This window comes from Nocardia sp. Marseille-Q1738, from assembly GCF_965283145.1.
Genome location: NZ_CBDIMS010000007.1, coordinates 245,206 through 268,157, shown reverse-complemented (window position 1 = coordinate 268,157; position 22,952 = coordinate 245,206). Strand labels below are relative to the sequence as shown.

At 66.9% G+C, this 22,952-nt stretch carries 23 protein-coding genes and 1 pseudogene; 11 read left to right on the top strand and 13 right to left on the bottom strand.

Features of this window, described 5'->3' with window-relative positions:
* Positions 1-22: 22 nt before the first annotated feature.
* From ACWPXK_RS24475 to ACWPXK_RS24455, 5 genes and pseudogenes are all read right to left on the bottom strand, one after another.
* Entirely contained in the window at positions 23-817 is a 795-nt protein-coding gene (locus ACWPXK_RS24475; protein ID WP_454198504.1) for an N-acetyltransferase, read from the bottom strand.
* A gap of 117 nt (positions 818-934) precedes the next feature.
* A complete protein-coding gene (locus ACWPXK_RS24470; RefSeq protein ID WP_454198503.1) occupies positions 935-1,228 on the bottom strand; it encodes a putative quinol monooxygenase in 294 nt (97 codons plus the stop codon).
* Positions 1,229-1,253: 25 nt separating this feature from the next.
* Positions 1,254-2,289 (bottom strand): annotated as a pseudogene (locus tag ACWPXK_RS24465) (aldo/keto reductase).
* 11 nt (positions 2,290-2,300) lie between these two features.
* On the bottom strand, positions 2,301-2,756 hold the full coding sequence (locus ACWPXK_RS24460) for a MerR family transcriptional regulator (RefSeq protein ID WP_454198502.1): 456 nt from the start codon (positions 2,754-2,756) through the stop codon (positions 2,301-2,303).
* A gap of 165 nt (positions 2,757-2,921) precedes the next feature.
* Entirely contained in the window at positions 2,922-3,293 is a 372-nt protein-coding gene (locus ACWPXK_RS24455) for a glyoxalase superfamily protein (protein WP_454198501.1), read from the bottom strand.
* A 58-nt stretch (positions 3,294-3,351) separates the two neighbouring features.
* On the opposite strand from ACWPXK_RS24455, the gene ACWPXK_RS24450 reads away from it, so the two are divergent.
* Complete coding sequence (locus tag ACWPXK_RS24450; protein WP_454198500.1) at positions 3,352-3,555, top strand: hypothetical protein; 204 nt, start codon at positions 3,352-3,354, stop codon at positions 3,553-3,555.
* An 18-nt stretch (positions 3,556-3,573) separates the two neighbouring features.
* Here ACWPXK_RS24450 and ACWPXK_RS24445 read toward each other — a convergent pair whose 3' ends face one another.
* Positions 3,574-4,065, bottom strand: coding sequence for a SixA phosphatase family protein (locus ACWPXK_RS24445; protein ID WP_454198499.1), 492 nt, complete (start codon positions 4,063-4,065; stop codon positions 3,574-3,576).
* A gap of 119 nt (positions 4,066-4,184) precedes the next feature.
* Here ACWPXK_RS24445 and ACWPXK_RS24440 point away from each other — a divergent pair, with 119 nt between their 5' ends.
* On the top strand, positions 4,185-5,855 hold the full coding sequence (locus ACWPXK_RS24440) for an FAD-dependent oxidoreductase (RefSeq protein WP_454198498.1): 1,671 nt from the start codon (positions 4,185-4,187) through the stop codon (positions 5,853-5,855).
* Positions 5,856-6,085: 230 nt separating this feature from the next.
* Here ACWPXK_RS24440 and ACWPXK_RS24435 read toward each other — a convergent pair whose 3' ends face one another.
* Together ACWPXK_RS24435 and ACWPXK_RS24430 are read right to left on the bottom strand one after the other, a co-directional pair.
* Positions 6,086-6,907, bottom strand: a complete 822-nt coding sequence (locus tag ACWPXK_RS24435; RefSeq protein ID WP_454198497.1) for an acyl-[acyl-carrier-protein] thioesterase — start codon at positions 6,905-6,907, stop codon at positions 6,086-6,088.
* A 146-nt stretch (positions 6,908-7,053) separates the two neighbouring features.
* Positions 7,054-7,887: a transglycosylase SLT domain-containing protein gene (locus tag ACWPXK_RS24430; RefSeq protein ID WP_454198496.1), complete on the bottom strand. Its 834-nt coding sequence runs from the start codon at positions 7,885-7,887 to the stop codon at positions 7,054-7,056.
* 236 nt (positions 7,888-8,123) lie between these two features.
* On the opposite strand from ACWPXK_RS24430, the gene ACWPXK_RS24425 reads away from it, so the two are divergent.
* Complete coding sequence (locus ACWPXK_RS24425) at positions 8,124-9,098, top strand: NADPH:quinone oxidoreductase family protein (protein WP_454198495.1); 975 nt, start codon at positions 8,124-8,126, stop codon at positions 9,096-9,098.
* A 22-nt stretch (positions 9,099-9,120) separates the two neighbouring features.
* Positions 9,121-10,233 (top strand): winged helix DNA-binding domain-containing protein, encoded by a 1,113-nt coding sequence (locus ACWPXK_RS24420; protein WP_454198494.1) that lies wholly within the window; start codon positions 9,121-9,123, stop codon positions 10,231-10,233.
* 147 nt (positions 10,234-10,380) lie between these two features.
* On the opposite strand, the gene ACWPXK_RS24415 is transcribed toward ACWPXK_RS24420, so the two are convergent.
* Entirely contained in the window at positions 10,381-10,905 is a 525-nt protein-coding gene (locus ACWPXK_RS24415) for an Lrp/AsnC family transcriptional regulator (protein WP_454198493.1), read from the bottom strand.
* A gap of 161 nt (positions 10,906-11,066) precedes the next feature.
* On the opposite strand from ACWPXK_RS24415, the gene hppD reads away from it, so the two are divergent.
* From hppD to tuf, 7 genes are all read left to right on the top strand, one after another.
* Complete coding sequence (hppD, locus tag ACWPXK_RS24410) at positions 11,067-12,269, top strand: 4-hydroxyphenylpyruvate dioxygenase (protein ID WP_454198492.1); 1,203 nt, start codon at positions 11,067-11,069, stop codon at positions 12,267-12,269.
* Between the two features lie 81 nt (positions 12,270-12,350).
* A complete protein-coding gene (locus ACWPXK_RS24405) occupies positions 12,351-12,878 on the top strand; it encodes a DUF3558 domain-containing protein (protein WP_454198491.1) in 528 nt (175 codons plus the stop codon).
* Between the two features lie 11 nt (positions 12,879-12,889).
* A complete protein-coding gene (locus ACWPXK_RS24400) occupies positions 12,890-13,447 on the top strand; it encodes a DUF3558 domain-containing protein (RefSeq protein ID WP_454198490.1) in 558 nt (185 codons plus the stop codon).
* Between the two features lie 338 nt (positions 13,448-13,785).
* Complete coding sequence (gene rpsL, locus ACWPXK_RS24395; RefSeq protein ID WP_014353064.1) at positions 13,786-14,160, top strand: 30S ribosomal protein S12; 375 nt, start codon at positions 13,786-13,788, stop codon at positions 14,158-14,160.
* 1 nt (position 14,161) lies between these two features.
* Positions 14,162-14,632 (top strand): 30S ribosomal protein S7, encoded by a 471-nt coding sequence (rpsG, locus tag ACWPXK_RS24390; RefSeq protein WP_014353063.1) that lies wholly within the window; start codon positions 14,162-14,164, stop codon positions 14,630-14,632.
* A 137-nt stretch (positions 14,633-14,769) separates the two neighbouring features.
* A complete protein-coding gene (fusA, locus tag ACWPXK_RS24385; protein WP_454198489.1) occupies positions 14,770-16,872 on the top strand; it encodes an elongation factor G in 2,103 nt (700 codons plus the stop codon).
* Between the two features lie 113 nt (positions 16,873-16,985).
* Positions 16,986-18,176 carry an elongation factor Tu gene (gene tuf, locus ACWPXK_RS24380; RefSeq protein WP_364333186.1) on the top strand — a complete coding sequence of 397 codons (1,191 nt, stop codon included), beginning with the start codon at positions 16,986-16,988 and terminating at the stop codon, positions 18,174-18,176.
* Positions 18,177-18,258: 82 nt separating this feature from the next.
* On the opposite strand, the gene ACWPXK_RS24375 is transcribed toward tuf, so the two are convergent.
* The 4 genes from ACWPXK_RS24375 to ACWPXK_RS24360 all read right to left on the bottom strand — a co-directional run bounded on the left by ACWPXK_RS24375 (position 18,259) and on the right by ACWPXK_RS24360 (position 22,815).
* Positions 18,259-18,903 (bottom strand): hypothetical protein, encoded by a 645-nt coding sequence (locus tag ACWPXK_RS24375; RefSeq protein ID WP_454198488.1) that lies wholly within the window; start codon positions 18,901-18,903, stop codon positions 18,259-18,261.
* Between the two features lie 211 nt (positions 18,904-19,114).
* Positions 19,115-19,750, bottom strand: coding sequence for a hypothetical protein (locus ACWPXK_RS24370; protein WP_454198487.1), 636 nt, complete (start codon positions 19,748-19,750; stop codon positions 19,115-19,117).
* A gap of 417 nt (positions 19,751-20,167) precedes the next feature.
* Entirely contained in the window at positions 20,168-21,253 is a 1,086-nt protein-coding gene (locus ACWPXK_RS24365) for a fatty acid desaturase family protein (protein ID WP_454198486.1), read from the bottom strand.
* 497 nt (positions 21,254-21,750) lie between these two features.
* Positions 21,751-22,815, bottom strand: a complete 1,065-nt coding sequence (locus tag ACWPXK_RS24360; RefSeq protein ID WP_454198485.1) for a serine hydrolase domain-containing protein — start codon at positions 22,813-22,815, stop codon at positions 21,751-21,753.
* Between the last annotated feature and the right edge of the window lie 137 nt (positions 22,816-22,952).

The window sequence follows — 22,952 nt, the reverse complement described above, 5'->3', positions numbered from 1 at the left end:
CGGTTCGCTCGCTGACGCTGGCTCACCGTGTAACGCCCTTGTCGATCACGTGCGCGTCGTACTGCGGGTGCTTCTCCAGGTATCCCTTGATGAACGGGCACAGCGGCCGGATCACGCGCTCGCGCTCCATCGTGTCCTCGATCGCGTTCTTCGCCAGGATGGAGCCGAGTCCTTTGCCGGAGAACGCGCCGTCGATCTCGGTGTGGGTGAACACCGTCTCGTCGGCGCGCTCCTCGTATTCGGCGAAGCCCGCCAATTCTCCGCCGTGGAACACCTCGTAGCGATGCCGCTCGTCGTTGCGGACGACCGTGGATTCCGGAGTTGATTCGGTCATGCTTGCCTTCTCCTTCCGTGCGCGTACCGGGTGCCCGCTGAGAATCGAGACGCGGTTGAACGCGCCGATCGTGGTGGCCACCCAAATGACGACGGACAGCTGATCGTCCGTCAGGTACCGGCGAGCGAAAGCGTACTCACGCTCGATGATGTTTTCGTCCGGAAGCGTCGCCGTGACCTCCGCGACCGCGAGCACGGCCCGCTCGAACGGGGTGTACGTGCCGCCGCGCCGCCATCCGGGCAGCACGGAGATTTCCTGCTCGGTTGCTCCGGCCGCGAGTGCGGCCCGGTAATGCACGTCGAGGCAGTACGCGCAACCGTTGAGCTGGGAGACGCGCAGGTTGATCAGTTCGATGATCCGGCGATCCAGCCCGACCGCGGCGCCCGCGGCCCTGACCTCGCTCGCGACGCGGTTGAGCGCGCGGAACGCGGACGGGGTCCGCTTGTCGATCCAGACGCGATCGTGCGGTGTATCGGGCTTCATATTCATGGGATGTTAGCCGCCCTCGGTGAACACAGCCGGGCCGGAGTGGCAATAACCGGACTCTGGTCCGGTGCGGCGGTCCAGCGCCGCGCCGAACGCCGGACCGCCGCGGCTCGATCACTCGATCTCAGTGAACCGCCGCAGGTCGAACGGCTCGGCCAGGATGTCCGCCAATGCCGCCGCGCAGGCCTCCAGGTGCGGTGTCCGGAAGTGCGTCGCGAGGGCGTCCGCGTCGATCCACTCCTCGAGCAACACCATTCGGCGCGGGTCGGTGGGGTGCAGGTACAGCTCGTAGCCGACGCAGCCTTCCTCGGCGAGCGTCGGTTCGATCATTCCCTGCAGCACATCCTTCAGCTCCGCTTCGCGACCCGGCTTGGCGGTGAAGCGGACATTGAGCGTCAAAGTCGACATTTGCGTCTCCGGTCTCGTGTGTGCGCTATTCCCGGCCCGCCGATGTGAAGGACATGTCCGCGTATCGGGTTCCGGATACTTTGCCTGCGATCGGCTCCAGCGTCGTCAGCTCGTCGTCGGTCAGCGAAATGGTCGCGGCGGCCACGTTGTCGGCGAGCCGGGTGCGGCTGCGGGTGCCCGGAATCGGGACCACCGCGAGGTCGCGCAGCCTGCTCTGCGCGTGCACCCAAGCCAGCGCGACCTGCGCCGGCGTGATGCCGCGGGCGTCGGCGATGGTCCGCAACGGTGCCAGCAGCTCGGCGTTGCGTGCCGCGTTCTCGCCGGAGAAGCGCGGCATCGTGGAGCGGAAATCCTTCGTGTCCGCGGTGCCGGTGAAGGAACCGGTGAGGAAGCCACGCCCCAGCGGCGAGTACGGCACGAAGGTCACGCCCAGGTCCGCGGCAGCCGGTACCACGGTCGCCTCGACGTCCCGGGAGAACAGCGACCATTCCGACTGCACGGCGGCGATCGGGTGCACCGCGTGCGCCGCACGCAGTTCGGCGCCGGCCACCTCGGACAGGCCGAGTGCGCGAACCTTGCCCTCCCGGACCAATTCCGCCATCGCGCCGACCGTGTCCTCGATCGGCACGCCGGGGTCTTTGCGGTGCATGTAGTACAGGTCGATGGTGTCGATCCGCAGCCTGCGCAGGCTGCCCTCCACCGAGCTGCGGATGTAGGCGGGGGAGTTGTCGAAGCCACGGTAGGACGGGTCGTCGGCCTTGCGGACGATGCCGAACTTCGTGGCGATCACCACCCGGTCGCGTTCGGCATTGACGAAATCGCTGAGGAATTCCTCATTGTGACCGAGGCCGTACACATCGGCGGTGTCGAAGAGCGTCACCCCTAGTTCCAGGGGCCCGGTCCAGTGTCGCCCGGGATTCGGTGAGATCACTGGGCCCGTAGAACTCGCTCATTCCCATGCAGCCCAGACCCTGCGTCCCCACCTGGATGCCGGCGGTGCCGAGCGTGGTGGTGGGAAGCGCGCCGGTGGTCCCACCCGTCGCCCGTCTGCCACCCACCATCGAATCGCTGCTCATAAGTTGATCCCTTCGCTGTCGTGCGCGGTGACCGCGGTCGGCTGGACCTCGTGGGCTTTGCCCTCGTAAAGGGCGATCTTGTAATCCAGCACGGCCAGGGTCTGACGAAGTTCATCGATCTTGGCCAGTACCTCGGCGCGCGTGTTCCGGAACATCTCCAGCCGCTGCGGGAACGTGGCCTCCCCCGCGCGCACCAGCTCGGCGTAGCGCACCATGTCCGCCACCGACATGCCCGTGGTGCGCAGCCGGCCGATCAGCGTCAGCCATTCCAGATCGCGATCGCTGAACCGGCGCTTACCGGTGTGATCCCTGCCGATGTAATCCATCAGCCCGATCCGCTCGTACCAGCGCAACGTGTCCCGGCTCAGTCCGGACCGCTCGGCCACCTCGCCGATCGAATACCGCGGCTGCTCCCGATCGCTCCCGCCGCCGTGTAGTGCGGTTTCACTCACGACTGCGCCTCGCCGGCGCTCGGCTCCGTCGTGCGCGTGCGCACGCTGTGTTCTCGGTTCGCTCGCTGACGCTCGCTCACTGTGCTCGCCTTTCCCGTTGAACACAGACGACGCTAGTCACCTGGAGTGCACTCCAAGCAAATGGCCGGAGATGGATCGTGCGGGTCAGCTGCTGTAGTCGGGCAATTGCTGGACGGCCCATTTGTTGCCGTCCGGATCGGCGAAGAAGGTGAACAGGCCCCAGCCGAGATCCTGGACCGGAGTGGCCTCCACACCGGCGGCGACCAGCTGCCGGTACGCCTCCTCGGCGCTGGCGACCACCATCTGCATGCCCTCGACGCTGCCGGGGGCCGCTTCGGTGATGCCCTCGCCGAGGCAGATGGAACAGCCGGAACCTGGCGGGGTCAGCTGAACGAAGCGCAGATTCTCGTTCACCCGGTGGTCGTGGTCGGCGTTGAAGCCGATCTTGGTGTAGAAGTCCTTGGCGCGGTCGACGTCGGTCACGGGAATCGCGACGAGCTCGATTTTCCAATCCATTCGCCGAGCATTCCACCGCCCACCGACAAAGTCCCGGCTTCCGGCCTACTCTGGGAACATGCCTGGAAAGGACATCGATCGCGTCAGGGCCCGTTCGGCCTGGGCGACGGTCAAGGAAAGCCCCGTGATCACCGCCGTCGCGGTCGCGCCGTTCGCGCTCGCGCTCGGCGTGGTCTGGTGGCTGTTCGGTGGTTTCGCCGCGTTCGTTCTACTGGTCATCCTCGGCGCGGTCGTTGTGGTAGGCGGCAAGTTACTGCGCTGACCGCGCCTCGCTGCGCGGTCAGCGCGGGATATGGAAATGGATCAGTTCCCCGGTTCCCGGGTCGATGTCGGCCCAGGGGCGGTCGAATCGCAGTACCGCGAGTGCTGAGGTCGGGAACTTCCTGCTGAGTTCGACGGCAGGCGCGCAGTCGTGATTGCTCGCCAGTTCCCACGCCGTCCACGGCATGCCCGGTGCGTGCCCGATCACCAGCAGCGTCGCCACGTCGTCGTCGCTGAGCTGGATCAGCTCGATGAGCGTCTCGGGCGCGGCCTCGTAGATCGCGGATTCGAACACGACCGGCGCGGTGATCTCGGTGGCGGTGAGCGTTTGCCTGGTGCGCGTCGCGGTGGAGCAGCGCACGGCATCGATCGGCGGCTGGGTCTCGCGCAGCCACTGACCTGCCAGTCCGGCCTCGCGCCGTCCCCGCGGTGCCAGCGGGCGCTCGTGATCGTCCACGCCATCCGGATAGGCCGATTTGCCGTGCCGCATGAGGATCAGAGTCCGCACCATGGGGATACCGTAAGCCCTCCGGGTGAGAGGTCTCGACCACACTCGAGGCAAACTGAAAGCGGCATCACATCACCCCATGGGTGGCACAGCCCACGCACATCTTCGAGGATCAGCACAATATGGCCTACGTAATCACGCAGCGTTGTTGCAACGACGCCAGCTGCGTTTCCGAGTGCCCGGTCGACTGCATCCGTCCCACGCCGGACCAGCCGGAGTTCGCGACGACCGAGATGCTCTACATCGACCCCGACACCTGCATCGACTGCGGCGCCTGTGTCGACGCGTGCCCGGTGGAGGCCATCTTCCCCGAGGACGACCTGACCGCCTCGCTGGCGCGGTACCGCGATATCAATGCCGCCTATTTCGAACGGCATCCACTGGAATCGAACTTCGATCCGATCGTCACTCCCGCGCGTCCGCCGAAGGAACTGGGCACTCTGCGCGTCGCGATCGTCGGCGCCGGGCCCGCGGCCTGCTATGCGGCCGACGAACTGCTGCGCCGGGCCGACGTCGAAATCGAGATGTTCGACCGGCTGCCGACCCCCTGGGGTCTGGTCCGGGCGGGCGTCGCTCCCGACCACCCCGGCACCAAGACGGTGTCGAACATGTTCGAGTCCGCGTTCCGCCGGGAGACACTGCAGTACTACCTGAATGTCGAAGTGGGCACGCACATCTCGCACGAGGAACTGCTGCGCCACCACCACGCCGTGATCTACGCGGTCGGCGCCTCGACCGACCGCCGGATGGGCATCACCGGTGAGGACCTGCCGGGCAGCCACTCCGCCACCGAGTTCGTCGCCTGGTACAACGGCCACCCCGACTACGCCGATCGGACCTTCGACCTGTCCGGCGAGCGGGCCGTGATCGTCGGCAACGGCAACGTCGCGCTGGACGTGGCGCGCGTGCTGACCGTCGACCCCGACGAGCTCGCCAAGACCGACATCGCCGACTACGCGCTGGACGCCTTGCGGCAGAGCAATATTCGCGAGGTCGTCGTCGTCGGCAGGCGCGGCCCGTTGCAGGCGGCCTACACCTCGTCGGAGTTCCTCGCCCTCGCCCACCTGAAGGGCGTCGACGTGGTCGTGGACGAGACCGACCTGGAACTCGACCACGCCAGCCAGGCGATCGTGGACGACCCGGAAATCGAGCCGTCGCTGGGCTTGAAGTACACGCTCGCCAAGGAATACGCGTCCGGTCGTCGTGCCGAGGGCAACAAACGGATCGTGTTCCGCTACCTGACCTCGCCCACCGCGCTGACCGGCACCGACCGCGTCGAGTCGGTCGAGTTCGTGCACAACGAACTGGTCGAGGTGGACGGCCAGTTGGTGGCCAGGCCGACCGACCGCACCGAGACCATCGACGCCACGCTGGTGCTGCGGTCCATCGGCTACCGCGGCGAGCCGGTCGCGGGCCTGCCGTTCGACGAGCGGCGCGGCGTCGTGCCCAACGAGAACGGCCGGGTCATCGGCGACGGCGGCACGCCGGTGCCCGGCGTGTACGTCAGCGGCTGGATCAAGCGCGGCCCACGCGGCGTCATCGGCTCGAACCGGACCGACTCCGAGGAGACGGTGGAACTGCTCCTCGCGGATTTCACCGCGGGCAAACTCGGTGTGCCGCAGGGTGACCGCGCCGCGCTGAAGACCCTGCTCGCCGAGCGCCAAGCCGACTTGGTGGACCGAGCGGGCTGGAAGGCGATCGACCAGGCCGAGAAGGCGGCGGGCAAGACCGCGGGCCGCCCCCGGGTCAAATTCACCACGCGGGAAGACCTGCTCAAAGCCGCCCGCAGCTGATCGTTCCGGCGGCCGGTCGGATCACCCGAGATCCGACCGGCTCCGCGCAGCGCGTCCTCACCTGCTCTCTGGTCCATGGGTACTCGATCGGGTGAGCCCAGAACCGGAGCGGCAGCGAACGCAACAACTGATTTCGCTACAACATAGGTAACTCACCGGGAACGCCCAAAATTGAGCGGCACATGACGCAGGACCTGAACGCGAATCCTGCGCCATCCGACTAGTACGGCCTAAAGGCCCGGAGAGGCGGAGGAGCCGGAGGAGCCGGGGGAGCCGGGGGAGCGCGGCAGCGGCATGATGCGGACCACTGTGGTGGTCGTACCGCCGACCACGAACCATAATCGCAGCACCGGTTGCCCGGTCCGGTCGCCGGGCTCGTACCGGCTGCGCACGGTCACGTGCTGACGTGCCAGCACCGGTGCCACGTACTCGATCACCGCCCGGTGCGGCCCCGCGAGCAGCTTGGGATATTCGACCAGGAACTGTTCCACCGCCTGCCAGTAACAGGCGTTGTTGACGTGGTTGTATTGATCGATGTCGGTGGCCCGCACCGGGAATGGCATGTCCGTGTCCGACTCCGGCGGCGTGGCGTCGGTCAGATACGGCCGCCACCGCAGGCGGTGTTCGGTGGCGGTGCGGGCCAGGTAGGCCAGGCCTTCGTCGCTGATCCGCGAGGGCATGCCGGTGGACTCACTGATATTGATCCAGAAACCCTCGGTCTCGATCAGGCCACCGTTCCCGCTGGTGATCCGCACACGCATATTGGTCCACCGGGTGGACATCGCCGAGCACCACCGCAGCAACCGCACTTCGTCCGGCCATAGAATCGGCCGGATGACGTCGATGACCGTCCGCCGGACGATCCAGTTCGGGTCGGTGCGATGGAAGAACGTCTTATGCAGGTTTTCCCAGGCGATATCTTGCAGGTAGCGGGCGATGGCGTCGAACCGCAACCGGTCGTAGGGATCCACATCGCCAGCCCGGACGGGCCACGCCGAAGCAAAGCCCATGCCCTCCTGGGGAAGCGGGGCGAGTGGCTGATCGAGTGACACTTGTGCTCCTCGCGCTGCACTGTGTGCCGCGTTTCTTCATGCGGTGCTGTTGTGACGACTTTACGGGGCGTACGTCACACCCTCGCGTCGAGCCGTCTGTACCTCCTTCATAGTCCGCCTGCCCGCACCTGGGCCAGGAGGTATGGCTATGGCCTGGCTATCCCGGCGATGATGTTGTCGACCGGGTTCCAGATGTCGTCGTGACCGGGCGCCTTGTACGCGTTGAACGTGCTGTCGATGGTCTGCATCAGCCCCTTGGACGGATGCCCGGCCACCCAGTTGCTGTCCCAGCGGTTCTCCGCGTACGGGTTACCCGCGGACTCGTGCTGGATGATCAGCGCGATCGCCCGCTCATCGAGGTCCTTGGGGTCGTAGCCCATCGCGATGAGCTTCTGCTCGGCCTCCGCGATCCATCGCGCGACATCGCCGCTCGGCAGTGGACCGCTCGGCGCAGACGGGCCAGGGCCACCGTGGTACGGCGTGCCCGACGACGTGCCATGCGGAGACCCCGAGGTGCCGTGGTGCCCGGACATCAGCTGGCTCGGCCGGTTGGAATTCTGGTTGGCGACCGGTGGACCCGAAGTGCTCGCCGGTGCGGTCGCCGCGGGTGCGGGCACGTTCGAGCTCGGCTCGCCGAGCCCGGCGAACGCCGCCTCCAGCTTGCCGACCGCGCCCTCGACCTGTGTTTTCGCCTGGTCGGCTACGTCATGCGCGGTTTTCAACGCGTTGGTCAGCTCCCAGGTGCGGGAGGCCGCCTGGAGCGCCTCCTGGAAGATCAGGCCCTCCACGTCGGCCTTGTCCGCGTGCGTGAGGTAGGCGATCCGCCCCTTGGCTTCCACGGCGCCGTTGGCCGCGACATCGAAGGGTGGCGTCTGGTTGAGCGCGTCGTCGCGCAGACGCAGCACTGTGGCCTTCGCCTCGGTGAGGCTCTGCACCTGGGCGGTGAGGGCGGTTTTCAGCTCCAGCAGTGCGGCGCTCACCGGGCAGCGCCGCCACGGCGGCGGCGAAACCATCGCCTTTGCCCAGATCGGTGACGGCCGTGGCCTCGGCGCGCAAAGGGCGGTCAGCATAACAAAATCGGGTGGTCCGGACAGGTGCCCGCGGCGGTCGATCCCGCCGCTCGTCACGCAGGCAGACATCATCCGGACGCGCCCGTTATGTTGTCGGTGTGGCGTCGGCGCGGAACATGCCGTCGCGAGGACAGAGAGGTCGGCACATGCGCGCAGCCCAGGTGAGCAAGCTGGAGGGACCGGAAGCGGTCGAGATCGTCAACATCCCGGAGCCCGCGCCCTACCCGGGCGGCGTCGTGATCGACGTGCACGCGGCGGGCGTCGCCTTCCCCGACGTGCTGATGACGCGCGGCCTCTACCAGATGAAGCCGGAATTGCCCTTCGTCGTCGGCGGCGAGGTCGCGGGCATCGTGCGGGAAGCCCCGGAGGACGCGCATGTGCGGGCGGGCGACCGGGTGGTCGCTCTGACCCTGCTCGGGAACGCCATGGCGGAGACGGCCGTCGTGCCCGCGGAGATGGTGTTCCGGCTGCCGGACAACGTCTCGCTGGAGGCCGGTGCCGGCATCCTGTTCAACGACCTGACCGTGCACTTCTGCCTGCGCACCCGAGGCAGGCTGGCCGCGGGGGAGACCGTGCTGGTGCACGGTGCGGCGGGCGGCATCGGCACGTCGACGCTGCGCATGGCCGCGGCGCTCGGCGCCGGCCGGGTGATCGCCGTGGTGAGCACGGAAGCGAAGGCCGAGGTCGCCCGCGCGAACGGCGCCACCGACGTGGTGCTGACCGACGGTTGGCTCGCCGCGGTGAAGGAGTTGACCGGCGGTCGCGGCGTCGACGTCGTGCTCGACCCGGTCGGCGGCGACCGCTTCACCGACAGCATTCGCTCGCTCGCCACGGCGGGCCGATTGCTGGTGGTCGGCTTCACCGCGGGTGAGATTCCCACCGTCAAGGTCAACCGGCTGCTGCTGAAGAACGTCGAGGTGGTCGGCGCGGCGTGGGGCGAATGGGTGATGTCGCATCGAGGCTATCTGCGGGAGCAATGGGCCGAGGTGGAACCGCTGCTGGCCTCCGGCAAGATCGCACCGCCCGAGCCGGTGCTCTACCCGCTGGACAAGGCGGCCGACGCGGTCGCCTCGCTGGACAACCGCACCGCCACCGGCAAGGTCGTGGTCACACTGCGCTGACCCGCACGCCAACGCACCCGTCATGAAGCTGTCCAACCGGGTACTGAACCGGACCCTGCTGGCCCGCCAGCATCTGCTGGAGCGCTCGCGGCTCACCGTGCACGAGATGTGCGACCATCTCGTCGGGCTCCAGGCCCAGGATTCGCCGCCGCCGTTCGTCGCATTGTGGAGTCGCGTCGCGGATTTCGATCCGACGACGGTGTCGGACGCGCTGGAGGACCGCTCGCTGGTCCGGATCACCCTGATGCGCGGCACGATTCACTTGGTCACTCCCGCCGACGCGCTGCGGATCGCGCCGCACGTCCAGCCGGAGCTCGAAAAAGTGCCCTTCCGTAAGGGCTTCAACTACGGCGCCATGGTGGGTCTGGATCCGGACGAGGTGCGCGGGCACGGCGAGGCGGCACTCGGCGACGAACCGATGTCCGCGGCGGACCTGCGGACCCGCGCCGCCGAGCTGTACCCCGATCGCGACGCGGGCGCGGTGCTGCAGACCTGGCTGTATCAGCTGCCGGTCTTGCAGACTCCGCCGCGCGGGAAATGGAAGGACAGCAGCAGGCCGATCTGGTCGCGGGTCGAACCGTGGCTGGGCGCCCCGCTGGACCCGACGTACCCGCTGGCGGAACTGCTCTTCCGCTACCTGCGCGCCTTCGGCCCGGCCAGCACGATGGACATGCAAACCTGGTCCAAATTGCTCGGCATGAAGCAAGCGGTCGAACAACTCGGCGACCGGGTGCGCACCTACACCGACGAGCGCGGCCGCACGCTCTACGACGTCGCCGACGGCGAACTGGCCGACCCGGACCTCCCCGCCCCGGTCCGGTTGCTCGGTTGGTACGACAACGCCCTCCTCTCGCACCGAGACCGGACCAGGATCGTGCCGGACGGCGCGGCCCCTCCGCTGCGGGCCTTCGCCGCGCAGGTGTCGCCGATCCTGGTCGACGGGTTTCTCGCGGGGCTGTACAAGGTCTTCGCGAACGCCGAGACGGCCCGGCTCCGGATCAGTCCGACCAGGGCATGGACGAAGGCCGAGCGCGCGGCCGTCGAGGCCGAGGCACACGGTCTGCTGGCTTTCCTGGAGGCGAGCAAACAGGGGAGCGTGGAAATTCTCGACCCGCACGCCGATCTGCGTCCCTGACGGGAAGGAGTTGGCGGCCTACTCCCGGCACCTGACGACGACGGCGGCGGCGATCGACCAGCCGACCACGCCGCTGCGTCGGCGGTCGCACCGATCAGGTGGCCCAGCCGACTGGGTGGGGCCTTCGCAGATCTCGAGCAGGCGCGTTCACGGCTCGCGGGGCGGACGGTAGGCGGGCGCCTTGGTGGTCCCGGTCGGACTCAGCGTGCGCAGCAGCGGCAGCGCGCGGCGCGCCACCACGGTGGACAGCACGATCACGCTGTGCGAGCGCACCACCGACGACGTCCGGTCGATGCTCAGCAGGACGGTTTGCAGCCCGGCGTGCGAGTCGGCCCCGATCCGGCACAGCACGTCGCCCGAGCCGGTGGTGGCATAGGCCTCCAGCACGCCGGGGATGGCGTCGAGTTCGGCGGCCACCGCGTCCAGCGCGCCCTGGGCGATCTCCAGCGTGACGAATGCCTGCACGTCGAATCCCGCCGCGGTGACGTCGATGTGCGGGTCGTAGGAGGCGATCACGCCGGATTCCTCCATGCGGGCGATCCGGGATTGCACGGTTGCTCTGGCGACCTTGGTGCGGCGGGAAAGTTCGAGAATGCCCGCCTTCTGGTACTCGTGCATCGCGGTGAGGATGGCGAGATCGAGTTCGTCGACTTTCGCGGGTGTGCGCGACATGACGGCCTCCGTTTCGAGCACTGGCCAGGCTTGCCGCCTGTCCTGCTTCTGCTATTCAAATTGTCCAGCATCCAAGGCGGTTTCCTAGCCGAATTCGCCACACTGACCATCGAGAATTCGCGCTGTTGCCTACTGGCCGGGCCTGGCGATTTCCTTGGAACATGACCATCGAGCACCTCCCGAACGCCCGGTCCGGCGCCGTTCCCAGCGACGGCGAGTTGCGCACGCTCGTGGGGCTGGTCGACCACGACGACAGCGGCGATCCCTTCCCGGTCATCGGCTGGGACGCCCTCGTCTGGGTGGTGGGCAACGCCACACAGACCGCACACTTCCTGCAATCCGCCTTCGGCATGCGGTTGGAGGCCTACTCCGGTCCCGAAACCGGCAATCGCGACCACAAGGCGTTCGTCTTGCGCAGCGGCGCGGCACGTTTCGTGATCACCGGTGCGGTGGACCCGGACAGTCCGCTGGTCGCCCATCACGATCGGCACGGTGACGGCGTGGTCGACATCGCGCTGGAGGTGCCCGATGTGGACCGCTGCGTGGCGTGGGCGCGTGCACGCGGGGCCACCATCCTGGTCGAACCGCACGACGACTCCGACGACTTCGGCACCGTTCGCTCGGCCGCGCTGGCGACGTACGGCGACACCAGGCACACGCTGGTCGACCGTTCCGGCTACCACGGGCCCTATCTGCCGGGTTATGTCGCCCGGCGCGCGCACTACCAGCGGCGCGACGGCGCGCCCGCCCGGCTGTTCCAGGCGATCGACCACGTCGTGGGCAACGTCGAGCTCGGGCAGATGGACGAGTGGGTCGAGTTCTACCGGCGCGTCATGGGTTTCACGAATATGGCCGAGTTCGTCGGCGACGACATCGCCACCGAATACTCGGCGCTGATGAGCAAGGTCGTCGCCAACGGAAATCACCGGGTGAAGTTCCCGCTCAACGAGCCCGCCGTGAGCAAGAAGCGCTCCCAGATCGATGAGTACCTGGAGTTCTACCGCGGTCCCGGCGTGCAGCACATCGCACTCGCCACCAGCGACATCCTCGCCTGCGTCGACGCGCTGCGCCGCGAAGGCGTCGAGTTCCTGGAGACACCCCCCGCCTACTACGAAGACCCCGAATTGCGCGCTCGCATCGGCCGCGTCCGCGTCCCGGTGGAGGAACTCCAGCGTCGCGGCATTCTCGTCGACCGGGACGAAGACGGCTATCTCCTGCAGATCTTCACCAGACCGCTCACCGACCGGCCTACCGTTTTCTTCGAACTCATCGAGCGCCACGGCTCCCTCGGCTTCGGCAAGGGCAATTTCAAGGCGCTGTTCCAGGCCATCGAACGCGAACAAGCCGCTCGCGGCAATCTGTGACCGATCCACGGCGGCCTATCGCGGCAGCGGGCCGGGTTCGTCGGACGGTCGCCCCGTCGCGTAATCGGTAGAGTTCTTCCCATGCGGATCAAGTCGGCGGTCGTCCTGGCGACAGCCTTGGTGCTCGCGCTGGCGGCCTGCGGTTCGGACGCGCAGTCGGAGGACTCCGGTCCGTCGCGTCCGGCGCCGAAGGTGGTGGCGCTGGGCCCGTTCGTCGGGGAGTGTGGGCACGTGACCGACGACGAAGTGCGCGACCTCGGCGGCCTCGGCCAGATCTCCGGGGTGTTCAAGAACGCGGTCGGCTGTAACTGGCGGGCGGCCGGAGTCGGTTCCGCGAGCATCACTTTCGCGTCCTATCGGGGCAGCCCGATCGAGCGGGAACGAGCGTGGGTCACCGTCAACGGCCGCGAACCGGATCCGATCAAGGTGGACGGGCGCGAGGGATTCGCCGCGTTGGATCCGAGCGGACAGATCTGTGATCTCGCGGTGCAACTCGGCGACGACTTCTTCGAGTGGTCGACGTCCTTCGGGCTCTTCTCCACCGCCACCGGCAACCCGTGCGACCGCAGCCGTGCCCTCGCCGAGCTGACCTTGCGGCGGTTGCAGTGAGGGGGAAGGGCATGAACTCCGGGCGAGGTCTGCGCCGTCGTGGCGCGGCCACCGTCGCCGCCATCGTCGTCGCGTTGGCCGCGGGCGGCTGTAGCCAGACCATTTCCGGTTCGGCGCGCCCGGTCGGCGGCAGTGAGCCGGTCAACACAAGGCTCGACAAGCTGCTGCGGGAATGCGAGATCCTCTCCAAGGAGGAGATCGGCAAGGCCATCGGCGAGAACATCTCGGTCGAGGATTCGTTCTTCGGCGCGGTCTGCATGTGGGATCTGGTCGGCGCGCCCGGCGGCAACGGCATGGCCACGCTCAACTGGTACGAGAACGGCACGCTGAGCAACGAGAAGCAGACGAACAACAAGCTGGGCTACGTCACCACCAACGTCACCGTGCAGAGCGCTCTGGCGCTGCTGATCCGGCGGCCGAACGACCCCGACTCCTGCGGTGTGACCGCGAGTGCACCGGACAACGGCGTGATCGGCTGGTGGATCAACTACCGGCCCGGCTCCGCGCACCCCGATCCCTGCGAGGCCGCCAAGAAGCTGATGGAAATGACCTTGAATCTGGCCCGGTAGACCACGGTCGTCGCGACCCCGCTTTGACCGTGTGTCCCGGCCGCGGGTATCGTGGATCGCTGTGCCCGGAAGCATGCGGGCAAGTTCGTGCGTGACCGTAGGCCAGCGAGAGCGGCTGACGACTCCAGCGTGCCCGGAATCCGGGCTCCGCGCCGCGCGCGACACGCCCGACCTCGGGACGCGAGAAACGTGGCCGGACGTGCGAGTGAAAGCTCGATGACAGCGGAGTGAACGTCGGGCCGGAAGCGGAAGCTTGCCGCCAAGGGCCCCGGGAGCGCCGCGCACCACAACAGACATGAAGTCCAGACACCGCGTTAACTAATAAGGAAAGCCGGTCTATGCCAACCATCAACCAGCTGGTCCGCAAGGGTCGCCGCGACAAGGTCGCCAAGACGAAGACCGCGGCCCTCAAGGGGAGCCCGCAGCGTCGTGGCGTGTGCACCCGCGTGTACACCACGACCCCGAAGAAGCCGAACTCCGCGCTGCGCAAGGTCGCGCGTGTTCGCCTGACCAGCGCGGTCGAGGTCACGGCCTACATCCCGGGCGAGGGCCACAACCTGCAGGAGCACTCGATGGTGCTCGTCCGCGGCGGTCGTGTGAAGGACCTCCCCGGTGTGCGCTACAAGATCATCCGCGGCTCGCTCGACACGCAGGGTGTGAAGAACCGCAAGCAGGCCCGCAGCCGCTACGGCGCCAAGAAGGAGAAGAGCTGATATGCCACGCAAGGGCCCCGCACCCAAGCGTCCGCTGATCAACGACCCGGTCTACGGTTCGCCGCTGGTTACGCAGCTGGTCAACAAGATCCTGCTGGACGGCAAGAAGTCCACCGCCGAGCGCATCGTCTACGGCGCGCTGGAGCAGGCGCGTGAGAAGACCGGCACCGACCCGGTCGTCACCCTCAAGCGCGCGCTGGACAACGTGAAGCCGTCGCTGGAGGTGAAGCCCCGCCGCGTCGGTGGCGCCACCTACCAGGTTCCGGTCGAGGTCCGTCCGGGCCGCGCCAACACCCTGGCCCTGCGCTGGCTGGTCAACTTCTCCCGCGCGCGCCGGGAGAAGACCATGGTCGAGCGTCTGGCCAACGAACTGCTCGACGCCAGCAACGGCCTCGGCGCCTCGGTCAAGCGCCGCGAGGACACCCACAAGATGGCCGAGTCCAACCGGGCCTTCGCGCACTACCGCTGGTGACGTCTGCCCGGCCCGTCGTCTGGGTCGGGAGGCACAGCCGGAATGCGGCACCGACCGGCCGGTTCCGGCGTTGACATAGTGGCGACCACAGGGTCGTCCCCGATAATCCCAACTAGCTACGAGCGGGGAAGATTTCCGTGGCACAGGACGTGCTCACCGACCTGAACAAGGTCCGCAACATCGGCATCATGGCCCACATCGATGCGGGCAAGACGACCACAACTGAACGCATCCTCTTCTACACCGGCATCACCTACAAGATCGGTGAGGTCCACGACGGCGCCGCCACGATGGACTGGATGGAGCAGGAGCAGGAGCGTGGTATCACCATCACCTCCGCGGCGACCACATGCTTCTGGAAAGAAAACCAGATCAACATCATCGACACCCCCGGGCACGTCGACTTCACCGTGGAGGTGGAGCGGTCGCTGCGCGTGCTCGACGGCGCCGTCGCGGTGTTCGACGGCAAGGAAGGCGTCGAGCCGCAGTCCGAGCAGGTGTGGCGTCAGGCCGACAAGTACGACGTGCCGCGGATCTGCTTCGTGAACAAGATGGACAAGCTCGGTGCGGATTTCTACTTCACCGTGCAGACCATCAAGGACCGCCTCGGCGCCAAGCCGCTGGTCATCCAGCTGCCGATCGGCGCGGAGGACACCTTCGAGGGCATCGTCGACCTGGTCGAGAACAACGCCAAGGTCTGGCGGGGCGAGACCAAGCTCGGCGAGCAGTACGAGGTCGTCGAGATCCCCGACGACCTGAAGGAGCGGGCCGAGCAGTACCGCCAGGAACTGCTGGAGACCGTCGCCGAGTCCGACGAGGCGCTGCTGGAGAAGTTCTTCGGCGGTGAAGAGCTGACCATCGACGAGATCAAGGGCGCCATCCGCAAGCTGACGGTGACCTCCGAGCTCTACCCGGTGCTGTGCGGCTCGGCGTTCAAGAACAAGGGCGTGCAGCCCATGCTGGACGCGGTCATCGACTACCTGCCCTCGCCGCTGGACGTGGAGGCCACCACCGGCCACGTGCCCGGCAAGGAAGAAGAGCTGCTGACCCGCAAGCCGAGCGCCGAGGAGCCGTTCGCGGCCCTGGCGTTCAAGATCGCGGTGCACCCGTTCTTCGGCAAGCTGACCTACGTCCGCGTGTACTCCGGCAAGGTCGACTCCGGCGCCCAGGTCATCAACTCGACCAAGGGCAAGAAGGAGCGTCTGGGCAAGCTGTTCCAGATGCACTCCAACAAGGAGAACCCGGTCGGCGCCGCCTCGGCGGGTCACATCTACGCGGTCATCGGCCTCAAGGACACCACCACCGGTGACACCCTGTGCGATCCGCAGAACCAGATCGTGCTGGAGTCGATGACCTTCCCGGACCCGGTCATCGAGGTCTCCATCGAGCCGAAGACGAAGTCCGACCAGGAGAAGCTGGGCACCGCGATCCAGCGTCTCTCCGAAGAGGACCCGACCTTCTCGGTCAAGCTCGACCAGGAGACCGGCCAGACCGTCATCGGCGGTATGGGCGAGCTCCACCTCGACATCTTGGTCGACCGCATGAAGCGCGAGTTCAAGGTCGAGGCGAACGTCGGCAAGCCGCAGGTGGCCTACCGCGAGACGATCACCAAGCGGGTCGAGAAGCTCGAGTACACCCACAAGAAGCAGACCGGTGGTTCCGGCCAGTTCGCGAAGGTCATCATTGCCCTCGAGCCGTTCGTCGGCGAGGATGGCGCGACCTACGAGTTCGAGAACAAGGTCACCGGTGGCCGCGTGCCGAAGGAGTACATCCCTTCGGTGGACGCCGGTGCCCAGGACGCCATGCAGTACGGTGTGCTCGCTGGCTACCCGCTGGTGAACATGAAGGTCACGCTGCTCGACGGCGCCTACCACGACGTCGACTCGTCGGAAATGGCGTTCAAGATCGCCGGCGCGCAGGCGCTCAAGGAAGCGGCTCGCAAGGCCGGTCCGGTGATCCTCGAGCCACTGATGGCGGTCGAGGTCACCACGCCCGAGGACTACATGGGCGACGTGATCGGCGACCTGAACTCCCGCCGTGGCCAGATCCAGGCCATGGAGGAACGCAGTGGTGCCCGTGTCGTCAAGGCGCTGGTTCCGCTCTCGGAGATGTTCGGTTACATCGGTGACCTGCGGTCGAAGACTCAGGGCCGGGCGAACTACTCCATGGTGTTCGACTCGTACGCGGAGGTTCCGGCCAACGTGTCGAAGGAGATCATCGCCAAGGCGACCGGCGAGTGACACCGTCGGGGCAGGTGTCACACTTGCCCCGACAGCCGGGCGTCAGCACGACCCCTTATCAATAACCGCACTGCTGCAACTGCACGCACCAACAAGTCCAGGAGGACAAAGAAGTGGCGAAGGCGAAGTTCGAGCGGACGAAGCCGCACGTCAACATCGGCACCATCGGTCACGTCGACCACGGCAAGACCACGCTGACCGCAGCGATCACCAAGGTGCTGGCTGACAAGTACCCGGATCTGAACGAGAGCTTCGCGTTCGATCAGATCGACAAGGCGCCTGAGGAGAAGGCTCGTGGTATCACGATCAACATCTCCCACGTCGAATACCAGACCGAGAAGCGCCACTACGCGCACGTCGACGCGCCGGGTCACGCCGACTACATCAAGAACATGATCACCGGTGCGGCGCAGATGGACGGCGCCATCCTCGTGGTCGCCGCCACCGACGGCCCGATGCCGCAGACGCGTGAGCACGTGCTGCTCGCCCGTCAGGTCGGCGTGCCCTACATCCTGGTCGCGCTGAACAAGGCCGACATGGTCGACGACGAGGAGATCCTCGAGCTCGTCGAGATGGAGGTCCGCGAGCTGCTGGGTTCGCAGGAGTTCGACGAGGACGCGCCGGTCGTGCGGGTCTCCGGCCTGAAGGCGCTCGAGGGCGACCCGAAGTGGTCGGAGTCGGTGCTGGAGCTGATGAACGCGGTCGACGAGTCCATCCCGGACCCGGTTCGCGAGACCGACAAGCCGTTCCTGATGCCGGTCGAGGACGTGTTCACCATCACCGGTCGTGGCACCGTCGTCACCGGTCGCGTCGAGCGTGGCGTGATCAACGTGAACGAGGAAGTCGAGATCGTCGGCATCCGTCCGGAGAAGACCAAGACCACGGTCACCGGTATCGAGATGTTCCGCAAGCTGCTCGACCAGGGCCAGGCGGGCGACAACGTCGGTCTGCTGGTTCGTGGTATCAAGCGTGAGGACGTGGAGCGCGGCCAGGTCGTCGTGAAGCCGGGCACCACCACCCCGCACACCGAGTTCGAGGGCCAGGCGTACATCCTGTCGAAGGACGAGGGCGGCCGCCACACCCCGTTCTTCAACAACTACCGTCCGCAGTTCTACTTCCGTACGACTGACGTGACGGGCGTTGTGACCCTGCCCGAGGGCACCGAGATGGTCATGCCCGGTGACAACACCGAGATGTCCGTCAAGCTGATCCAGCCGGTCGCCATGGACGAGGGTCTGCGCTTCGCGATCCGCGAGGGTGGCCGCACCGTCGGCGCCGGTCGCGTCACGAAGATCATCAAGTGATTCACTGAATCGCGCTGAACGGCGCCGCTCCTTCGGGAGCGGCGCCGTTTGCGTCTTTCAGGTTCGGTGACTGGTCGGTGATTCAGCAGCCGTAGGCGCGACCGACAGCGGGTTCGCGCTCGTCTTCCGGGAGTTCGCGCAGACAGCCGAGCGGGACAACGCCCTCGGCGCTCATCTGCACGCCGCTGCGCGCGGTGGGGTTCACGCAGCTGAGACCGGTCGTCGCGAGGCGGCAGGCGTAGTCGCCGAAGGTGAAGGTGCTGTCGTAGGGCAGCGTCTGTCCCTGGCCGTGGATGAAAAGCCCTGGGTCGCCGCGGAATTGGCCGACAGTCAGGCGCTGCGCGGAGTAGGTGACGTACCCGCCGAACCACTGTCCGTACCCTTCGTTGGGCGCGGGCGCCGGTTCTTTCAGTTCGACCATGCAGTCGAATCTGTCCATGTCCAGCGCGGTCCCGGTAATGCAACTGATCTTGCCGGTCGGGCTGACGAACGCGATATCCGCCTGCAAGTCGGTCACTTGACCGCCATCGAGACTCGCCGAGTGATAAAGGCCGAGATCAATCACCGAACCTTGGCGAACCCAGTCGATCCGATCCTGCAGCGCGCTCTCCCCGGACGCCGACGGGCCGGGTTCCGGCGAACCCGCCACCGGCTGCGGTTTCCCCGCCGTGGTCTGCGAACACGCACTCAACACCATCGCCACGCCGACCAGCACCGCCCACCGCATATCGCAAACACTAGCCCGTTGCGCGCCAAGGGATTTCCCACGCCAGCGGACGAACGGCCGATGACCGGACCGCCCGGTGCCAGCTCTCGATAAGTGGCCACCTTCTTCCTTGACGACTTGCCGCCGCTGGTCGTCGACCGCGTCCGTGCTGATTCTCGGCGTCGTCGACCCTGACAGCCCGTGGAGTCCATCTGATATTTGCCTGCCGCGATCAGAGCGGAGGCGACTTGACCACCACGCACGGACTGGTCAGCAGTGCGGTATCGGCTGCCAGCCCGGAAGCGAGCAGTGCCGCTGCAATGAGATTCAGAACCTCCGTGTCTGCGACGTCCGACCGGACATGGCCGGTGGCGGCGCGGCGCTGGAACTCCTCTGTCGCTGCTCGCGCGTCCGAGATGTGCGGGTCGGCGGCAGTGCGATCCTTGGAACCGGCGGACACGAACGCCTCCCAGATCAGCAGCTCGAGGGAGCCGTTGAGCAGGATTTCCGCGTCCACTCCGGCCCGGACCGGGCGATGCAGCGTCCCGGCGAGCCGGTGCATCACATACGACGCCTGTTGGACGCCGAACGCGAGTGCGATGGTTCCAGCGCCCGCGCACCACGGACGTCCTGCCTCGCCGTCTCGTTGTCGCCCGAGCCCACCCGTCGAGGGAGGATTGGGGATGAACAGCGGCGCTTCGAATCCGAGCGCAACCCGGCGGCCTCCGTTGAGGTCGGCCGCGAGCGATGTCACGAGGTCGTCCAAGTCGCGACCGCCACTCGCTTCGACCCCCGCTATTCGCCACCATCCGACGTTCGCTAGCTTGCCGACATCGACCGCGGCGACAACGAGCTGGTTGGGCGACATACCAGCAACATATCTCCGTTCGCCCGCGTCCGCGCAGCCCGCCGGGCCGGAGTGGTAGCCGCTCTGAGCTGCGCTGATGTTGTGCCCTCGGCGGGCACATCGAACATGGGAACAGGGACGATCCGCGGTTTTCGGGTGGGTGGTTGGTGATCGAAGCCGACTATCAGTTGTAGGCGGGTGGTGTCGCAGTCTTGCTGGGCCGCTTGCCATCGTGCGATCTCTAGGAGGACGTTGGCCTGTTGTTGGGTGCGAGCCTCGTCCTCGGCTTCGTCGAGGAAGGTGTCGTGGAACTCTGCTTCTGGTTCGTTGGGGCGTCGTGGCTGCCGGTCGGCGAGGTTCGGCTCTTGCCGATGAGCGGACGCCCAACACCGCCGACGGCCCCGGTGTGTCCGGGGCGTCGTGATGCCCAGCTTGTGTTCAATGATTGCGTTGTGGCACTCCGGCACCCGGGTGTCGATCGGGAGTGCGCAGAGGAGCGCCGACGTGGTGCAGGTGTCTCAGCGCCTCGCGATACGAGGAGATCAGCCCAGTTTCGTGGTAGGGCACGCCGATTTCGGTGCAGTAGTCGCGGACGATCACCCGGGCGTGACGCAGGTTCGGCGTCGGCATGCTCGGGAACAAATGATGCTCGATCTGATAGTTGAGCCCGCCGAGGGCGAGGTCGGTCAACGCGCCACCCCGCACGTTGCGGGAGGTCAGCACCTGGCGACGGAGGTAGTCGGGGCGGTTGTCGCCGGTCAAGGTCGGCATGCCCTTGTGGTTCGGGGCGAAGATGCAGCCCATGTACAGGCCGAAGAGGCCCTGGTGGACAGCAAGGAACGCGAAGGCTTTGTCGGCGGGCAGAACCGCGAACAGTGCGGCCAGGTAGGTGGCGAAGTGGCCGAACAGCAGTGTGCCCTCCAATCCGCGGTGTTTGACCGATCGATTTCTGAGCGCACGTACGCCGGCCACATGGAGGTTCAGGCCCTCCAGCAACAGGAGGGGGAAGAACAGGAACGCCTGCGCCCTCCCGATGAGACGAGGCAGACCGCGGCTGGACCGTGCCTGCTGTTGTGACCAGACCAGAATGTCGGGCGCGACATCGGGGTCGAGTTCCTCGTGGTTCGGGTTGGCGTGATGCCGGGTGTGCTTGTCCTGCCACCAGCCGTAGCCCAGGCCGATGCCGGCGTTGCCGACGAGTCGTCCCATGAGCTCCGTCGGCTGCCGTAGCCGGAAGACTTGGCGGTGCGCGACATCATGCATGACGAGTGCGATTTGAGCGAACGTCACGGCCATGAACCCCGCGACCAGCAGCGTCCACCAGGAATCGCCGATGAGAACGAACGCCGCCCAGCCGGCTACGAACGCAAGCCCCACGAGGCTGAGCCGGACGGCGTAGTAGACGGGACGCCGCTTCATCAGCCCCGCGTCGGAGATCCGGCGCGACAGACGGGCGTAATCACCGTCAGCGCCGCGCCGCGGTGACCGTGGAGAGGACTCGGGGACCAAGGCAGGTGTCGTCATAGATCTTCCTGAGAGCTGAGTCGGAGACGCCACCTCCGTCCGTCGACGATGCCAGCCGATCGATGTCGGAGCGGGCGCCGATTTCGATACCCCGAAGCTATCGGCCGAATTCTCGTTGCACGTAATCCCCGGGTATGACATGGAATCAGACTGCGGTGTGAGATTGGATGTCCACCGCGGCCCGAGGCGGTCGGCCGGTTATCGGCCAAACGCATCCGGGTCGCCGGACTGGACGTCCGCTCATGCCGTGGAGCGCGCGGTCAGCGTATGAGATCGACTGCGGCTCATGACATCCGCATCTGCCGATGACCGTGTACCAGTTCATGCAGCGTCCAGATGCCGTCGGTCAGGGTCATCTCGTAGATTCGCTCAACGTCCCGGTCGTCGGTGTAGAGCTGGGCTCACTGCGACGAGCAAGGGATTATCCAACTGCGGGAAGTCCAGGCTGCCTATGATCTAGCAGCGGTGCGGCCGATCCTCTTCGAGGGCTACAGCAGTCAGCTCGTGATCGCCTCGTACGCGGCCAGCAGCACGCCGAGCGACCGGTCGTAGCCGCGGTTCCAGAGCATCTGGTTCATCACATACGACACCGTCATTCGATGGTCGAAGTCGACGAGCACCAGCGAGCCGCCCCACCCACCCCACGAACACGTGCGGTTCTCCAACCGGTACCCCATACCCCAGCGGATCGGATAGTCCAGGATGCGGTCGGTGCCGCGGAACTGTTCGTCGAAGACGCGCTCGCACCCGTCCGGTGACAGCAGCCGGACCCCGCCAACGGTGCCACCGCACGCCAGCACCGACTGCACAGCGGCGATCGAGCGGGCATTGCCGTGACCGTTCACGGCGGGGATCTCGGCGCGCCGCCAATGCGCCGTGTTCGCGTCGGACACCCCGACCGGGAATCCCGGCGGTTTGTCCCCTTCGGGCGCGGGGAGCAGCGTGGCGACGCGCCGGTCGTGCTCGGCGGCGAGCCCGATATGGAAGTCGGCGCCCAGCGGCCCGGCCACCTCCTCGGCGAAGAACGTGCCGACACTGCGCCCGGTCACCCTGGCGATGACCTCACCAACCAGGAACCCGAAGGTGATCGCGTGATATCCGGCCGCGGTGCCCGGCGCCCACCGCGGTGGCTGCGCGGCCAGCCGCGCAGTGACCATCGACCACTCGTACAGGTCAGCGGCCGTGACCGGATCGTCCCAGACCGGCAGGCCCGCCGTATGACCCAGCAACTGCCGAACCCGCACATCCTGTTTTCCCGCGGCCGCGAACTCCGGCCAGTAGACCGCGACCGGCGCGTCCAGATCGAGGTCGCCTCGATCGGCCAGGATCAGTGCACACAGCGCCACCATCGTCTTGGTCGTCGACCACACGGTGACGATGGTGTCGCGCTCCCACGCGACGGTGCCGGCGGCGTCGGCGTATCCGCCCCAGATATCGACCACCGGCGAACCGTCGACGAACACCGCCGCCGCCGCGCCGACACCATCGGAGTCCAGCGAGACCGCCAGCGCCTCGGCGACCGCGCCGAATCGGTCATCACACCAGCCTTCGATCTGCGCCACTGGCGCAACCTAGCCGGACCACGAACATCCGAGCCATCCATTTTCCAGCCGAATAGGTTGACTGCCGCTGGAGGCCGCGCTCACGGCCCGGAGTGCCTGTGACGCAACGGATGGCAGGCCCCCACACGTCCAGCCGA

Excerpts from the sequence above, each read along its gene's own strand:
- ACWPXK_RS24370 (WP_454198487.1), bottom strand. The coding sequence starts at position 19,750 with ATGTCGCCCAACCAGCTCGTTGTCGCCGCGGTCGATGTCGGCAAGCTA.
- ACWPXK_RS24420 (WP_454198494.1), top strand. The coding sequence starts at position 9,121 with ATGAAGCTGTCCAACCGGGTACTGAACCGGACCCTGCTGGCCCGCCAG.
- ACWPXK_RS24405 (WP_454198491.1), top strand. The coding sequence starts at position 12,351 with ATGCGGATCAAGTCGGCGGTCGTCCTGGCGACAGCCTTGGTGCTCGCG.
- ACWPXK_RS24455 (WP_454198501.1), bottom strand. The coding sequence starts at position 3,293 with ATGGATTGGAAAATCGAGCTCGTCGCGATTCCCGTGACCGACGTCGAC.
- ACWPXK_RS24470 (WP_454198503.1), bottom strand. The coding sequence starts at position 1,228 with ATGTCGACTTTGACGCTCAATGTCCGCTTCACCGCCAAGCCGGGTCGC.
- ACWPXK_RS24375 (WP_454198488.1), bottom strand. The coding sequence starts at position 18,903 with ATGCGGTGGGCGGTGCTGGTCGGCGTGGCGATGGTGTTGAGTGCGTGT.
- ACWPXK_RS24445 (WP_454198499.1), bottom strand. The coding sequence starts at position 4,065 with ATGGTGCGGACTCTGATCCTCATGCGGCACGGCAAATCGGCCTATCCG.
- ACWPXK_RS24475 (WP_454198504.1), bottom strand. The coding sequence starts at position 817 with ATGAAGCCCGATACACCGCACGATCGCGTCTGGATCGACAAGCGGACC.
- ACWPXK_RS24440 (WP_454198498.1), top strand. The coding sequence starts at position 4,185 with ATGGCCTACGTAATCACGCAGCGTTGTTGCAACGACGCCAGCTGCGTT.
- ACWPXK_RS24415 (WP_454198493.1), bottom strand. The coding sequence starts at position 10,905 with ATGTCGCGCACACCCGCGAAAGTCGACGAACTCGATCTCGCCATCCTC.
- hppD (WP_454198492.1), top strand. The coding sequence starts at position 11,067 with ATGACCATCGAGCACCTCCCGAACGCCCGGTCCGGCGCCGTTCCCAGC.
- ACWPXK_RS24450 (WP_454198500.1), top strand. The coding sequence starts at position 3,352 with ATGCCTGGAAAGGACATCGATCGCGTCAGGGCCCGTTCGGCCTGGGCG.
- rpsL (WP_014353064.1), top strand. The coding sequence starts at position 13,786 with ATGCCAACCATCAACCAGCTGGTCCGCAAGGGTCGCCGCGACAAGGTC.
- ACWPXK_RS24425 (WP_454198495.1), top strand. The coding sequence starts at position 8,124 with ATGCGCGCAGCCCAGGTGAGCAAGCTGGAGGGACCGGAAGCGGTCGAG.
- ACWPXK_RS24400 (WP_454198490.1), top strand. The coding sequence starts at position 12,890 with ATGAACTCCGGGCGAGGTCTGCGCCGTCGTGGCGCGGCCACCGTCGCC.
- ACWPXK_RS24365 (WP_454198486.1), bottom strand. The coding sequence starts at position 21,253 with ATGACGACACCTGCCTTGGTCCCCGAGTCCTCTCCACGGTCACCGCGG.
- rpsG (WP_014353063.1), top strand. The coding sequence starts at position 14,162 with ATGCCACGCAAGGGCCCCGCACCCAAGCGTCCGCTGATCAACGACCCG.